The following is a 14,892-nucleotide window of genomic DNA, read 5'->3' on the forward strand; positions in this document are numbered from 1 at the left end:
CGATGGCACAGGCCGGCGGCACCGCCGACCTCGACGCGACTCCCTGCCCACGTGTGTTCGATCCGCTGTTTCGCGAACGAGGAACCGCCGGATCCTCACGAACGTTTAAGTCAATCCGTCGGGATACTATATAAATGCGATGACACGGCCCACCCGGCAACGGGATCACGACCGGCAGCGCGTGCGGGACGAGGACGTCGAGGAGAGCGAGACCGACCCAGAAGAGGTGGACCCCGAAGATCTTGACCCCGAAGACTTCGATCCCGAGGACCTCACTCGGACGGCCGACGGCGAACTGATACACGAGGAGACCGGACTCATCGTCGAAGAAGAACAGATAGATCCCGGCCCGGAGTGGCGGGCGTTCAACCACTCGGAACGGCAGGAGAAGTCGCGCGTCGGAGCCCCGACGACGAAGACGATGCACGACAAGGGGCTGACGACGACGATAGACTGGAAGGACAAGGACGCGTACGGCCGCTCCATCTCCTCGAAGAAGCGGTCGCAGATGCACCGGCTGCGCAAGTGGCAAGAGCGGATCCGGACGAAGGACGCGGGCGAGCGCAACCTCCAGTTCGCGCTCTCGGAGATCGACCGGATGGCCTCGGCGCTCGGCGTGCCGCGCTCGGTACGCGAGGTCGCCTCGGTGATCTACCGCCGCGCGCTGAACGAGGACCTCATCCGCGGCCGCTCTATCGAAGGCGTCTCCACCGCCGCCCTCTACGCCGCCTGCCGCAAGGAGGGCATTCCCCGCTCGCTCGAAGAGATCTCCGACGTCTCCCGCGTCGACCGGAAGGAGATAGGCCGGACGTATCGGTACATCTCACAGGAGCTCGGCTTGGAGATGCGTCCGGTCGACCCGAAGAAGTACGTCCCCCGGTTCTCCTCGGAGCTGGAACTCTCAGAGGAGGTCCAATCGAAGGCCAACGAGATCATCGAGACCACCGCAGAGCAGGGGTTACTCTCCGGCAAGTCGCCCACCGGGTACGCGGCCGCGGCGATCTACGCCGCGTCGCTCCTGTGTAACGAGAAGAAGACCCAACGCGAGGTCGCGGACGTCGCACAGGTGACGGAGGTCACCATCCGCAACCGGTATCAAGAGCAGATCGAAGCGATGGGCATCCACAGCTAGCGCCGCCGTTTTCGCGTCCGTTCCCGTCTCCGTTTTCACTCCCGCCGGAAACGTTCAAGCGCCCGCGACCCCAACCGCGATCAGAATGCGGCTCGACGAGTTCATCGAGTTCGAGGCGAACGAGCGCGCGGAGCGCCGGCGCCTCGCCGCCGAGAAGGACTACGGAATCCTCGATCACCTCGACTCCTTCGAGCGGCGCTTCGAGCAGCACGTCTCCGACGACGCGGTGGTCGGCAGCGTCTCTCCCTCCATCTTCGTCGGCCGGTCGAACTACCCGAACGTCTCGACCGGACTGCTCTCTCCCGTCGGCCGCGAGGACGCCGCGGACCGGTTCCGCACCTCCGCGGCGTGGTACGACGAGGGCGTCTCCATCGCAGACGTGTTCGACCGGCGGACGAGCCTCCTCAACTCGGCCCGCGGCGTCGACGTCGAGAGCGCCGGTGCGAGCGGCGTCGGAGTCGGATCGAGCGCCGGCGACGCCTCCGCGACCTCCGTCCACGACGCGTGGGACGGGTGGCTCGGCGTCCAGCGCGAGGTCGCCATCGCCGACCGCCCGGTCGACGTCGAGATCGGGTTGGACGGCCGGCCGGAGATCGACTTCGAGGTCGGCCCCGAAGACGTCAAAACGCCGACCGGCCCCCGCGCTGCCGCTCGTTCTGCCGAACTCGGCGAGAACCCGCACGTCCCCCGGCCAGTGAAGAAGACGCTCGAAGACGACGACTGGCGCGCCGAGGGGGCGATGACGTACCTCTACCGGCGGGGGTTCGACGTGTACGAGATCAACACGATCCTCTCGGCGGGCGCGCTCGGTCGCGGCGAGGACCGCCGGCTCGTCCCCACGCGCTGGTCTATCACTGCCGTCGACGACACCGTCGGGCAGTACCTCCGCGGATCGATCCGCGACGACCCGACCGTCGACCGGATCGAGGTCCACCGCAACGAGTACCTCGGCAACGCGTTCTGGGTGATCTTGGTGCCGGGCCGGTGGGAGTACGAGCTCGTCGAGATGAAATCGCCCGGCTCGATCTGGAACCCCGACCCCGCGGCGGGCGTCTCCCTCGCGGCCGCGAGCGAGGGGCGCGACGGCCGCACGGGCTACGTCGAGGAGACGGCCGGTGCCTACTACGCGGCCCGACTGGGCGTCGCAGAGCACCTCGACGAACGCGGTCGACAGGCCAAAGCGCTCGTGTTGCGGCACGTTTCAGACGACTACTGGGGCCCCGTCGGCGTCTGGCAGGTGCGCGAGGCCGTCCGCAACGCCTTCGACGGCGAGTCCGGGACCGCGGAGACGTTCGGCGAGGCGGTCCGCGGTGTCACGGAACACCTCCCCGTCTCGCTCGGTCGCCTCCGGCGGAAGTCGACGATGGCGGCCGGTCTGCAGGCGAACCTCGGCGACTTCGTCGACGCGGGCTGAAGGCGGTCGCGGCGAGGCGTCGCCCGCCCCCGAGCGTTTTAGTCGCGCCGCCGAGTGAGTGGCCCCATGGCCCTCACGGTCCCCGCGTTCGGCGGCGTCCCCGGCGGTCCCGAGCTGTTGATCCTCCTGATCATCTTCGTCCTCCTCTTCGGCGTTCCCGTCGCCGTCATCGCAGGCGTGGTACTTATCCTCAAACTGCGCTCCGGCGGCGAGGAGGCGGACGCCGACCGTATCGCGGAGCTGGAGGCGGAGGTCGAGCGGCTCCGCGAGCAGGTTGACGACGGGCCGGACGAGCGCGACGACGGCGATCGAGTGTAATGGCTCTGTTGAAATCCTCTTCTTCAGACACATTATCGACTGAAACAGCCGGTTGCTGAAGGCTGCTCACCGACCCTGTGTGATGAACGATGGGCTGACGAAAACTGGTATGGTCCCAACAAAGAACACGCTCAGTATCACAGGTGATGAAGGCAGAACGGAGCCAAGTCCAACCACCGAGAAAGCGCCAACAACAACGGAGAGAATAATTAAGAACGCTCCTGTTTGCCACCCTTCAATGAAATCCACTGCGCTCTGTTCAATTACACACCGCTTACAGAGAAGTGTCAAATAATAATTGTGGTGATCGGAATATTCCCTGTATGCAGCACGGTCTCAACGAACTATCAGCGACCAAGGCTTTCGACAAACCCGGCTATGCAGATCAGCGTCGATAGTAATTTTTCAGGCTGGGTGAGGAAGTCGATGGTTGCATAGGGGTGAAGAGATATCCCATAATTCTGCCAGTAGGCGAAGCTTTCTATCCGCGGACCAGCGCGATATTCGTATGAGCGTCAGTGGTGGAATTTCGCGGGCGGCACAGGTCGCGAGCAAGTACTTCGTCGTCTGGGTGATCGCGGCTGCGGGCCTCGCGCTCGTTTATCCGACCTCGTTTGTCCCGGTGCTGGACTACGTCAACCCCCTGCTTGGAATCATCATGCTCGGGATGGGATTGACACTCCAGCCCGAGGACTTCCAACGGCTCGTCGAGCGCCCCGGTGATGTCGGTATCGGCGCGGTCACGCAGTGGCTCGTGATGCCGCTGGCGGCGTACGCACTCTACCTCCTCTTCGACCTGCCGGACGCAATCGGCGTCGGGCTCATCCTCGTCGGCGCGGCGCCCGGCGGCACGGCGTCGAACGTGATGACGTACCTCGGCCGCGGTGACGTCGCACTTTCCGTTGCCATCACCACGGTGACGACGCTTGCAGCACCCATCGTGATGCCCGCGTGGACGCTGTTCATCCTCGGAGAGAGCATCGACGTGACGTTCATGCAGATGTTCACCAGCATCGTCCAGATCGTCATCATCCCGGTCGTGCTCGGGTTCGGGATTCGGTACGTTCTCGACCGCTACTCGCCGAAGGCCGCGGAGGTCGGCGTCGACGTCTTCCCCGTGATCAGCGTCGCCGCCATCGTCGCCATCGTTGCGGGGGTCGTCGGTGCGAACGTCGACAACATCCTCACTGCGGGTGCGCTCGTGCTGGCGGCAGTCGTCCTCCACAACGGCGTCGGCCTCGGTGCAGGCTACGGCGTCGGCCGCGCGTTCGGCATGTCCACGGACCGCGTCCGGACGACCACGTTCGAGGTCGGCCTCCAGAACAGTGGTCTCGCGGTGGCGCTCGCCACGTCCCTGTTTGACCCGGCAGCCGCGCTCATTCCCGCGCTGTTCAGTGTCTGGCACAACGTCAGCGGTCCCGCGCTCGCGAGCTACTTTACGTGGAGCGACGACCGGACCGCTAGCGGTCCCGTAACGGCTGATTGATCGCTGCTGGCGAGTGAGCAGACACCCAGATATTTTCAAATAACGTAGACCACCTCGCCGCTACCTTCTTGTCTGAAGACAGTACTGCGATTCATACTGTGTGTACGCTTCTATTGAGAGTGTCAACAATCAAATCAGTTCGCACCTATGAGCAACCGTCTGTTTCAGTCGATAATATGTCAAGATAATAGGGTTTCAACAGAGCCAGTATAATCGACTGGGATGGCGGCGCGGTCTCCGCACCGGTCGTTCAGTCTTCGGCCCAGTAGTACAGCTCCTCGCGCGGCGCATCGCAGTTCGGGCAGTTCGCGGGGAGCTGGTCGCCGATTTCGCCCATCTCGCCGCACTCCCAGCAGCGCCACATCACGTAGGCGGTACCGAACACGTCGCGGGCGTCGGTGAGCGTCAGCGTGCCCGTGCCCGACGTCGAGGAGACGTAGAAGCCGTCGTCGTCGACCCCGCGGACGCTTCCGATCTCCTCGCCCGCCTCGTCGTACACCGTCTGCCCGATGCTCACGTCGGCGAATACGGGTTCGTCGGAGGCCATACGCGGCTATACGACCCGACCCCTCATAAGTGTGGGAGGAGATACCACGAATCGCGCGTGGATAGCTCTATTCGCGGTGATGATTTGTAAACCCCGGCCGATTGTTTATCCGAGTTACGAGGCAAAAACCCCGCCTGAAGCGCGGGGATGATGCCGAAAGTGATCGAAGACGGCACCGCGACCGCACCTCACGCCGCCCCAGCCTCGCGGCTCACGCTTCGCCGTTCGCGTTCGCCGCGTCCAGCGAGAATCAGTGATTCCCTGGCAACCGGCGCGTAGCGTCGGCGACCTCGCGGGCTCATCGCGGCCGCCGGTGGCGGCCGCTCGCAGGCGCGCGCCACCGTCGTCACTGTGGGTGACGCATACACGAATACAGTCCGCCGGCACGAGAATACAAACGGCCCGTTCAGGCGACCGGCGTCCGCTCGACGACGGTGCCGTCGGCGGTCGGGTACTGCTCGACGATCTCGCCCTCGTCGAGGTCACCGTCCTCCACCATCTCCTCTAAGAGCCACCACGCCACCTCGACGTGGTTCGATTTCGCGGTGTAGAACTCTTCGGGGACGCCGAGCGCCTCGAAGCGGTCGGGGTCGGCGAACGCCTTCCCGTAGACGAGCGTGCCGTCGTCGGTCACCTCGTCGAACTCCCGGCGGATGTTCCGTGCCATCCGCTTCAGGCGGTTGCGGTGTTGGGCCGCGTCTTTGAACACGGACGTACAGAAGTACACCTTCTCGTGGCTCGCCATCTCCTCTAAGATGGCGTCGTCTTTCGACCCCTCGACGGCGGACATGTGGCCCTCCTGCAGCTCGAATCCCTCCTCTTGCATCCGCCGGTAGTTCCCGTCGCTCATCTCGAACTCGTTGATGTTACAGAACTCCGCCGCGCCCTCGTCTAGGAACTCCAGGAACTCCGGCTCCGCCCGAATTCCGGGGATCTCGAACGCCGGGGTGAGCCCCTCCTCGCGGGCGACGTAGAGGATCTCTTCCCACTCGGTGCCGTGCATGTCTCCCCACAGCTCCACGGGCGGGTGAAAACGGATCTCGTCGAGCCCGGCCTCGCTCAGCCGGCGCATGTTCTCGCGGCCGCCCGTGATCCCGGTGTAGAGGTGCGTGTGGTGGTCCTCGCCGAACTCGTCTTTGAGCAGTTCGAGGTACCGCGTCGTCTTCGACATCGCCTCCTGGGGCTCGCCGCCCGTGATCGAGGTGCCGAGCGCGCTCATGCGCTTGGCCTCCTCGATCACGTCCTCGTCGGACTCGACTTTCCGCTCGTTGGCGTACACGTCGGTGACGTTCTTCCGGTTCTCTCCGAGGGGGCAGTAGAAGCAGTCCCGCTGGTCGCAGTAGCCGTAGACGAAAAGCACCATCTTGCCGCCCTTGGCGCACTGTTCACAGCCCTTGGAGATCATCTACACCTCGATACTCGCTCCGGCGTGAAAAAGCGTCCGAAGCGCCGCTGCGGGCGTGAGCCGTCCGCACGGCGGTGCGAACACGGCCGTTCACACGGAGCGTCCCGCTCACTCTCGACCCCGAACCCGAAAACGGAACGCGACGCCCGAGCCACGGAACACAAAGTATGTACCGACGCCCGCTCGGAACCGACGTATGAAACGCGATGGGGGAGCCTCGGAGGCGATCGATCGCGACGGCGTAGACGACCCGTCCGACCGCGACGGCGGAGCGGTCGGTGGTCTCACGCGGCGTCGGACGCTCGCCGCCACCGGATCGCTCGGACTCGCCGGCCTCGCCGGCTGCACCGCCCTCGACTTCGTCACCGGCGGCGGTCCCGTCGAGTTCGCCGCCGAGGCCGCGACGGTCTCCGACGCCGCGCTGGAGGAGACGGGCTACGAGTCGCAGGGCGTCAGTGACGACGTCGTCACCCGTGAGTTCGAGGCCGCCGGACAGACCCGCGAGGTGGAAGTGACGAACCGGATCGCCGAGTACGACCGCGGGATCGACGTGCTCGGACAGCGGTTCCGCGCCGCGGTGTTCGCGGTCCTCTCGACCCCGCAAGTCGAGGTGCTCGAACAGACGTTCAACCCGGTCGCTGACATGGACTCCGAGGAGCTGGCGATGCTCGTCCAGAACCGATACGACGGCGTCCGAAACCTCCAGCGAGCGTCCGAGTACGCCACGGACGTGCTCGGTGGCGAGGCGACGGTTGTCACCTACGACGCCGAGGCCGAACTCGCCGACGACGGCGCGACCATCGATATCACGCTCCACGTCACGGAACCGATCGCGGACGGGAGCGACTTCGTGATCTGTCTCGGCGGGTACCCCCGGGCGATCAGCGACGGCGACAACGTGCGGCGGCTGCTGAACGGCGTCGAACACCCGACCGAGTGAGGCCGCGGTGACCGGGACGACCGGGTCGACGCCGAGGTCACGAGTCCCCGTCCGGACGTCCGGACACCGGCGAGCCGAAAGCATATGCCGGGGCCTCTCGTAGCCTCGCCCGATGCTGCTCGTCCTCTGTGTCGACCTCGACGACGACCTCGGCCGAAAGACCGGGATCCCGACCCCGGTCGTCGGCGTCGACGAAGTCACGGAGGGCGCGGTCGCGCTCGCGACCGCAGATCCGGAGGACTCCGACGTGAACGTGTTGTTTCAGGGCGTGAACGTCTACGACGAACTCGCCAGCGCGGGCGAGACCGTCGAGGTCGCCGCGGTCACCGGCGTCGACGGCTCCGACGTGAAGGCCAACCGCGCGGTCGGACAGGAGGTCGACCGGGTGCTCGCGGAGCTGTCGACCGGTGAGGAGGTGTCCGCGGTCGTCATCACCGACGGCGCACAAGACGAGTCGGTGCTCCCCGTGATCCGGTCTCGGATGCCGATCGACGGGATGCGCCGCGTCGTCGTCCGGCAGGCCCAAGACCTCGAATCGCTCTACTACACGATCAAACAGGTCCTCGCCGACCCCGAGACCCGCGGCACGATCTTGGTCCCGCTCGGCGTCCTCCTGTTGATCTACCCGCTCGTCGTCGTCGCGAACCTGTTCGACGTCGCCGGCGCGGCCGTGCTCGGGATCCTCTCTGGCGTCGTCGGTCTCTACTCGCTGTTCCGCGGTCTCGGCCTCGAAGACTCGGTGGACCGGACCGCCTCGACCGTCCGAAACGTCCTCTACACCGGGCGGGTGACGCTCGTGACATACGTCGTCGCGCTCGCGCTGATCGTCATTGGCGGGGTTCAGGGGTTCGACACGATCGACGCCGTCACGGCGGCTCGCGGCGGCCAGACGACCGTCGGGATCGACGCGGCCGCGTTCGTCCACGGCTTCGTGCAGTGGCTCGCGGTCGCCGGCGTCACCTCCAGCCTCGGCCAGATCACGGACGAGTACCTCGCCGGGCGCTTCCGGTGGCGCTACCTCAACGCGCCCTTCTACGTCCTGTCTATCGCGGTCGTGTTGTACGCCGTCTCGGGGTTCTTCCTCCCCGCCGCCCCGGGCGTGACCGCGCTCACGCTGTCGGACCTCGCGATGGCGCTCGCGGCTGGCACGCTCACGGCCGTGTTGAGCACGCTCGCGTTCGCGGTCGCCGAGTCGCAGCTCCCCTCGGCCGAGCCGACCTGAACGGTGACCCTGACGTCTCCGGATCGCTCCGGGCGCTGGTCTCCCGCTACCGGGGAGTCCACTCGTCGCACGCGTCCATGTCGTCCATCAGCTCGTCGTGGTGCCCGCAGTACGGCTGCATTCCCTGGTCCGTCCGGACGTAGTCGAACTGCGCGCAGTTCCCGCAGTAGGTGTCACCCGGCCCGTCGCGCGGCGACGCCTCCCCCGTCGCCCCGGGCTGTGACGGCGCGGCGTCGGGGCCGTCGGGTCCGGCGGCTTGCGCGTCGTCGAGCGGCGACCTGATCGCGGTCGGGTTGCTCCCGCCGTCGCTGACGCCGGCGGAGCCGGGTCCGGTGCCGGGAACGCCGCCGGTGGGGCTCGCCGACCGGTCGCTCGTGTTCCCGCCAGCCGGCTCGGCGGTGGCGTCTCGGCCTCTCTCGCTCGCCGCCCCGTTCCCGGCCGTCCTCTCGGTGACCGACCCGCCGCCGGACCGATCGGGCTCGTCCGGCCGGTTGGTCTGCGTCTCGACGTTACCGTCCGGAGTCCCGCCGAGAAGCCCCACGCCGCCCATCCCGTCGAGCTGGTCACGGCCGACCTCGATCACCTTCGTTTCGCCCTTGTGCGTGACTTCCATCGTGACGGTCCCGCCGGGGTCGTTCCGCGTCTTGAAGTTCGCGACGCCGACGAACACGCTCCACATCGTGGTCGCCGCGCCGAGGAAGTACAGTCCCGCGGTCGGTAGCGTGAGGTCAGTTAACTCGGGGCGCGGGCCGCCGACCCAGTGGTACGGGTACGCGTACGCGAACAGCGCAACGCCGAGACACATGACTGCGGCCCCGATCACGGCCGTCGCCCGCGTGGTTCGGTTCGCCGGGAGCACGGTCATCACGCCGAGCAACAACAGGGGGACGCCCACGCCGCCGAGCACGCCGCCGACGCGCCGCGCCGCGCCGGAGCCGTAGCCGCTCGGGAGGAGCACCTCCGCGGCCACGAGGATTCCGGCGACGAGCAGGAGCGCACCGACGACGAACGAGCCCACGCCGAGGTACAGCCGACGCGGATCGACCTCGGAGCGTCCCCGTCCGCCGTACGCCTCCGAGAGACTGGTCATACGCGGCCTACGTCGTCCTCCCTGAAAACAGTATGTCAGACGTTCGCCCGTGTCGGTCGACGGCGACGGGATCCTCCGGAGACGTCCGGATCCGGGGTTCCGTCGGGAACCGGCCGGCCGCCCCGTCTCAGAGGAGCCCGTCGACGTCGGCGTGCGCGTCGAGCAGCGTCGCCATCCGCTCGACGGTGCGCGCGTCGCGGGTTCGGCCGCCGCGGACGACGCCCTCCGCCCGGTCGATGGTGGTGACGGTGTCGGTGTTCACCGCGAGGACGGGGGTGCCGGCGTCGGCGGCCTTGCCGAGCACCGCCCCCGAGGGTCGGTGGCCCCCAGTGAGAACGAGACACGCGACGCCCGAGGCGTCGAGTGCCGCGGTCTGGACGTCAGCGCGGTCGCCGCCGGTGATCACGGCGGCGTCGCGCGCGCGCCGGAAGTACCGGAGCGCCTCGTCGCCGCCCATCGCACCCACGAGGAACCGCTCCACGAACGCGTCGGTCGGCGCGTCGGTCAGCAGTTCCGCGCCCAGCTCGTCGGCGAGTTCGCCGACGGTGACGCCGGCGAGCTCCTTCTCGTGCGGGATCGCGCCGAAGACGGTGATCCCCCTCGACTCCAGAAACGGGATCCCGTCCTGGTCGAGCGAGTCGAACGCGTCGTCTGAGACCTTGTTGAACACGACGCCGGCGAGCCGGTCGCCGAAGGCGTCGGCGGCCGCGAGGACGTCGTCGAGGTCGTTCGGCGACGCGTACTCGGCGACCAGGACGACGCGCGCGTCGAGCAGGTCCGCGACGTCGACGTCGGTCAGGTCGACCACGCCGCCCGTGGTCCAGCTCCCGCCCCCCTCGACGAACATGTGGTCGCGGTCGGCCGCGAGCGCCTCGTACTCCTCTCGGATCCGGTCGCGCAGAGCGTCCGGGTCCTCGGTGCCGCGGATCGCGCCCTCGACGAACGTCGGCGAGTAGACGACCGGCTCCATCTGGTGCATCTCGGCGTCTAATCCGAGCACCTCGCGGGCCAGCATGGGGTCCTGATCGAGCGTCTTGCCGACGTTGGACTGGAGCCGAGTCCCCTTCGGCTTCATGTAGCCGACGCTGCGGTCGCGGTCGGCCGCGAGCCGCGCGAGGGCGACGGTGATCGCGGTCTTTCCGACGTGTTCTCCGGTCGCGGTTACGAGTGTCGTGGGTGTGTCTGTCATTGGTCGGGTTCCTCCGAGTCGAGTTCCTCCGGGTCGAGTTCCTCCGGGTCGACGGTGAGTCTCACGTCGACGGCGGCGGCGTTCGTACCGCCGTCGTCGTCGGGCAGTGCGACGAGGGGGTTGATGTCGAGTTCGAGGACCGCGGGGAAGTCGGTGACGAGCTGTGAGAGCCGACCGATCGTCTCTATCACGGCGTCGACGTCGACGGGGTCGCGCCCGCGGGCTCCGCGCAAGAGGGGCGCAGACTGGATCTCCTCTGTCATCTCCCTCGCTTCCGGCTCCGAGACGGGCGCGACGCGGAAGGTGGTGTCTTCCATCACCTCCACGAAGATACCCCCGAGCCCGAACATCAACAGGGGGCCGAACTGCGGGTCGCGGTTCATGCCGACGATCGTCTCGACGCCGCCGTCCAGATCGACCATCTCCTGGACCTGTACGCCGAGGAGGGTCGCGTCGGGCTGGTAGTTTCGCGCGCGGGTTATCAGCGTCTCGTAGGTGTCCGCGACGTCGGCGTCTTCGACCCCGACGGCGACGCCGCCGATGTCGGACTTGTGCAGGATGTCTGGCGAGACGATCTTCATCACGACGTTCCCCTCGATCCCGGCCGCGACCTCCCGGGCGCGCTCCGGCGAGTCGACGATCTCGCCCGCGGGCGTGGCGATCCCGTACGCGTCGAGCAGCTCCATCGCCTCGACGCCTAAGCGGTTATCGTCGCGCTCCCGCACCGTCTCCAGTATCTCGCGGGCGCGCTCGCGGTCGACGTCGAAGGTCATCGGGTCCGCGTACTCGCGCGTCCTGATGTCGCGGTACTCCGCGAGCGTCGCGAGGCTGTCGATCGCGCGGGCCGGGTCGAAGTAACAGGGGATCCCCTTCGACTGCAGCTGTTGTTTCGGCTCGCGGGTCCGGTCGCCGCCCATCAGGCAGGCGGCCACGGGGGCGTCCATCTCCTCGCTGACCGCCTCGATCGCGTCCGCGAGGTCGCCGAAGTCGATCGTCGCCGTCGGCGCGGCCAACACGAGCGCGGCCCCGACGTTGTCGTCGCTTACGGTGATCTCGAGCGCCTCGCGGAACCGATCCACGTCGGCGTCGCCGATCACGTCGACCGGGTTGTGGATGTTCGCCTCCGCGGGCATCGCGTCGGCGAGCCGGTCGCTCGTCTCGCGGGTGAACGAGGCCATGTCGAGGTCGGCGTCGCCGACCGCGTCGGTCGCCATCACGCCCGGACCGCCGGCGTTCGTGACGACCGCGACGCTGTCGGTGTCGGGCAGCGGCTGGCTGCCTAAGATGCCGGCGGCGTCGAACAGCTCGTCGACCGACTCCGCGCGGATGACGCCCGCCTGATCGAGCCCGGCCTCGTACGCCTTCTCGGAGCCGGCGAGCGTCCCGGTGTGCGAGGAGGCGGCCTGCGCGCCGGCGCTCGTCCGCCCCGACTTCACGGCGACGATCGGCGTCTCCTGCGTGGTCTCTCGGGCGGTGTCGATGAACTCGCGGCCGTCCTCTATCCCCTCTAGGTAGCCGATGATGACGTCGGTCTCGTCGTCTTCCCCCCAGTGGGAGACGAAGTCCGTCTCGTCTAAGACGGCCTTGTTGCCGAGCGACACGACGTCTTTGAAGCCGATCCCGTTGTCGTTGGCCCAGTCGAGCACGGCGGTGACGAACGCCCCCGACTGACTCATGAAGGAGAGCCCGCCGGGTAAGGCGTTCTCCGGACCGAACGTCGCGTTCATCCCCGAGGGGGTCGACATGATCCCCAAGCTGTTGGGGCCGACGAGGTTGAGGTCGTACTCGTCGGCTAGCTCCGCGAGACGGCGCTCTCTCGCGGCCCCATCCTCCCCGGTCTCCCCGAACCCGGCGGTGATCACGACGACGCTGCGGACGCCGGCCTCGCCGCACGCCTCGATCGCGTCCAACACGATAGACGGCGGCACGACGATCACGGCGACGTCGGCGTCGGCCTCGCCGACCCCGTCGACGCAGGGCGTCCCGAGCACCTCGTCGTAGTTCGGGTTGACCGGGACGGTGTCGCCGTCGAAGTCGTCGAGCAGGTTCGACGTGACGGCGCGACCGACCGCTCCCTCGCGGGCGGTTGCGCCGACGACGGCGACCCGGTCCGGGTCGAACAGCTCGTTGAGCGTACCCATCAACGATCGCCTACGCGAACCGGTGGCTTAAGATCGGTGGGAGCGGGTTCGCGATCCGAGTTACTCGCCGGCCCGACGTCTCGAATTCTCTCTCACGCCGTCCGAGACACCGTCCCGCCCGCCGTCCGCCTTCGCCGGGCGTGCCGCGTCCACCTTCGCCGGGCGTGCCGCGTCCGCGTTGTCGGTCCCCCAGAGGGCTCGTCAGTCGTTCGAGACCGCGTTCAGCCGTTGGGGCGGCCCCAGGCCGTCGCCCCCGGTCGGATCGGCGGCGTCCTCGGCGTCGTCGCAGTCGGCGTTCTGCAGCGAGAGGGTCACGACGTTGCCTCCCTCGTGGGTGTCGAACGTGATGTCGCCGCCGGACCTGTCGGCGATCCAGTAGACGAGCCACAGCCCCATCCCGTCGGTGTGATTGAGGTCGTCCATCTCCCATCGGTCGGTGACCGCGAACCGCTCCTCCGGCGGGATCGGCTCGCAGTTGTCCCACACGGCGATGTCGACGGTATCGGCCGCGACCGACACGTCGATCCGGACTGCCGGCGTCGACTCCGCGTGTTCGACCGCGTTGTCGACAAGCTCGGCGATCGCGTAGTCGATCTCCGGGTGGGTGAACGCGGACGCGTCGGGCGGACACGAGGCGGCAAGCCGCGGCACCTCCTCGTCGGCGGTGCTCGCCTTGGAGCCGCCCGCGCCCGCCTCGGAGCCGCCGGGGCTCGACTCGAACTCGGTCGCGTCCGTTCCGGCGTCGCCCGCCTCGCCGGGACCCGAGTCGAACGGATCGACGGTCCCGCCGTCGGTCGATCCCGGCACGCCCGTCTCGTCCGCGCCCGCGTCGGCCGCTTCCTCGCAGTCGACGGCGACCGGCCCCGGGACGTCGTCGGCGGCCATCTCGACTGCGGCCTTGACGGCCGGGCAGAGCGAGACCGGGTGCGGCGACCGGCGTTGCCGGAGCATCTCGATCACCCCGCGCTGCTTCTCCGCGGTCGTCAGCAGGTCGTCGGCGACTCGGCGGATCGTCTCGACGTGGTCCGTGACGGCCTCGGCGGCGTCGACGGGAAACGGCCTCGCAGCGTCGCGGGCGTGGTCGCCGTCGGCGTCGTCGCTCGACTCGCTCGCGTCGGCCACCCGGTCGGCGATCTGCGCCGCGGTGCCGTCGACGATGTTCATGTCGTTCCGGATCGTGTGACGCAACAGGTTGTCCATCACCGCGAGCTGTCGCTCCCGCCGATACTCCTCCGTCACGTCGCGCGCGAACCCGGTGACTGCGACCACCTCCCCGTGTTCGACGACAGGTTCTCCCGGCACGCGGACCCACGTGGTCGCTCCCTCCTCGGTCCCGAGCCGGTAGTCGACGTGGGTGGACTCGCCGTTCGAGAGGCGGTCCATCGCGCGCTCGACGTACGGCCGGTCGTCGGGGTGGACCGCATCCAGGAAGCTCTCCGGCTCCCGTTCGAGCGTCTCCACGGGCACGCCGTACACTTCCTCGACCGCGCCGTTGACGAACAGCAGATCGCTCCAGTCGGCCGAGAACATCCAGAACACGTCCGCCGACACCGAGGCGATAGTCTCCAGCCGCCGCCGCGACTCCACCTCCTTCGTGACGTCGCGCGACGTCAACACGTAGCCGTCGATCCCCGTCTCCGAGGGCGTGTGGACCGTCGTCCGAAGCCAGACCCAGCCGCCGTCGGCGGTGCCGTACCGGTATTCGAACGGCTCGTCCGCCTCGCGCTCGCCGGCGACGATCGCGTCGAAGGCGGTTCGAACCCACTCTCTATCTTCGGGATAGACGAGATCGAACGCGTCCGCGCCGATCAGCTCCTCGGGATCGAAGCCGAGGAGGTCGACGACGGCCGCGTTGCAGTATCGGTAGACCCCGTCGGCGTCGAGCACCACGACCTTGTCCTGTGCGAGGTCGATGAGTGTTCCGGGGTCCAGCCGCTGACACATATCGGAACCGCGTCTGTGCGTAATAATAAGGCTGTTTCCGGAATTATCAGAAACGAAACGGAGC

At 67.7% G+C, this 14,892-nt stretch carries 13 protein-coding genes; 6 read left to right on the top strand and 7 right to left on the bottom strand.

What is annotated here, in order from left to right; genetic code table 11:
- Positions 1-139 precede the first annotated feature (139 nt).
- The 3 genes from NO930_RS06245 to NO930_RS06255 all read left to right on the top strand — a co-directional run bounded on the left by NO930_RS06245 (position 140) and on the right by NO930_RS06255 (position 2,864).
- On the top strand, positions 140-1,132 hold the full coding sequence (locus NO930_RS06245) for a transcription initiation factor IIB (protein WP_256402867.1): 993 nt from the start codon (positions 140-142) through the stop codon (positions 1,130-1,132).
- A gap of 85 nt (positions 1,133-1,217) precedes the next feature.
- The gene (gene nreA, locus NO930_RS06250) at positions 1,218-2,546 is read left to right on the top strand and encodes a DNA repair protein NreA (protein ID WP_256402868.1); all 1,329 of its coding nucleotides are present in this window, start codon (positions 1,218-1,220) and stop codon (positions 2,544-2,546) included.
- 66 nt (positions 2,547-2,612) lie between these two features.
- Positions 2,613-2,864 carry a preprotein translocase subunit TatA gene (locus NO930_RS06255; protein ID WP_137784047.1) on the top strand — a complete coding sequence of 84 codons (252 nt, stop codon included), beginning with the start codon at positions 2,613-2,615 and terminating at the stop codon, positions 2,862-2,864.
- A 66-nt stretch (positions 2,865-2,930) separates the two neighbouring features.
- Here NO930_RS06255 and NO930_RS14180 read toward each other — a convergent pair whose 3' ends face one another.
- On the bottom strand, positions 2,931-3,113 hold the full coding sequence (locus NO930_RS14180; protein ID WP_486607752.1) for a DUF8144 family membrane protein: 183 nt from the start codon (positions 3,111-3,113) through the stop codon (positions 2,931-2,933).
- 259 nt (positions 3,114-3,372) lie between these two features.
- Between NO930_RS14180 and NO930_RS06260 the strand changes: the two genes are divergently transcribed.
- Positions 3,373-4,350: a bile acid:sodium symporter family protein gene (locus NO930_RS06260; protein ID WP_256402869.1), complete on the top strand. Its 978-nt coding sequence runs from the start codon at positions 3,373-3,375 to the stop codon at positions 4,348-4,350.
- Between the two features lie 250 nt (positions 4,351-4,600).
- Here NO930_RS06260 and NO930_RS06265 read toward each other — a convergent pair whose 3' ends face one another.
- Complete coding sequence (locus NO930_RS06265) at positions 4,601-4,897, bottom strand: DUF7130 family rubredoxin-like protein (RefSeq protein ID WP_256402870.1); 297 nt, start codon at positions 4,895-4,897, stop codon at positions 4,601-4,603.
- Between the two features lie 406 nt (positions 4,898-5,303).
- Positions 5,304-6,302: a radical SAM protein gene (locus NO930_RS06270; RefSeq protein ID WP_256402871.1), complete on the bottom strand. Its 999-nt coding sequence runs from the start codon at positions 6,300-6,302 to the stop codon at positions 5,304-5,306.
- Positions 6,303-6,498: 196 nt separating this feature from the next.
- On the opposite strand from NO930_RS06270, the gene NO930_RS06275 reads away from it, so the two are divergent.
- Positions 6,499-7,242 (top strand): DUF6517 family protein, encoded by a 744-nt coding sequence (locus tag NO930_RS06275; RefSeq protein WP_256402872.1) that lies wholly within the window; start codon positions 6,499-6,501, stop codon positions 7,240-7,242.
- Positions 7,243-7,354: 112 nt separating this feature from the next.
- Positions 7,355-8,464, top strand: coding sequence for a DUF373 family protein (locus NO930_RS06280; protein ID WP_137784074.1), 1,110 nt, complete (start codon positions 7,355-7,357; stop codon positions 8,462-8,464).
- A 46-nt stretch (positions 8,465-8,510) separates the two neighbouring features.
- Here the strand turns inward: NO930_RS06280 and NO930_RS06285 are convergent, their stop codons facing one another.
- The 4 genes from NO930_RS06285 to NO930_RS06300 form a co-directional block, all read right to left on the bottom strand.
- Positions 8,511-9,554: a cell division protein CdpA domain-containing protein gene (locus NO930_RS06285; RefSeq protein ID WP_256402873.1), complete on the bottom strand. Its 1,044-nt coding sequence runs from the start codon at positions 9,552-9,554 to the stop codon at positions 8,511-8,513.
- 127 nt (positions 9,555-9,681) lie between these two features.
- Positions 9,682-10,743, bottom strand: a complete 1,062-nt coding sequence (locus NO930_RS06290) for a phosphotransacetylase family protein (RefSeq protein ID WP_137783687.1) — start codon at positions 10,741-10,743, stop codon at positions 9,682-9,684.
- On the bottom strand, positions 10,740-12,884 hold the full coding sequence (locus NO930_RS06295) for an acetate--CoA ligase family protein (RefSeq protein WP_256402874.1): 2,145 nt from the start codon (positions 12,882-12,884) through the stop codon (positions 10,740-10,742). Before NO930_RS06295 ends, NO930_RS06290 begins: the two co-directional genes overlap by 4 nt.
- A gap of 201 nt (positions 12,885-13,085) precedes the next feature.
- A complete protein-coding gene (locus NO930_RS06300) occupies positions 13,086-14,828 on the bottom strand; it encodes a PAS domain-containing protein (protein ID WP_256402875.1) in 1,743 nt (580 codons plus the stop codon).
- Between the last annotated feature and the right edge of the window lie 64 nt (positions 14,829-14,892).

It is taken from the genome of Halorubrum salinum, from assembly GCF_024494575.1.
Lineage (GTDB): Archaea > Halobacteriota > Halobacteria > Halobacteriales > Haloferacaceae > Halorubrum > Halorubrum salinum.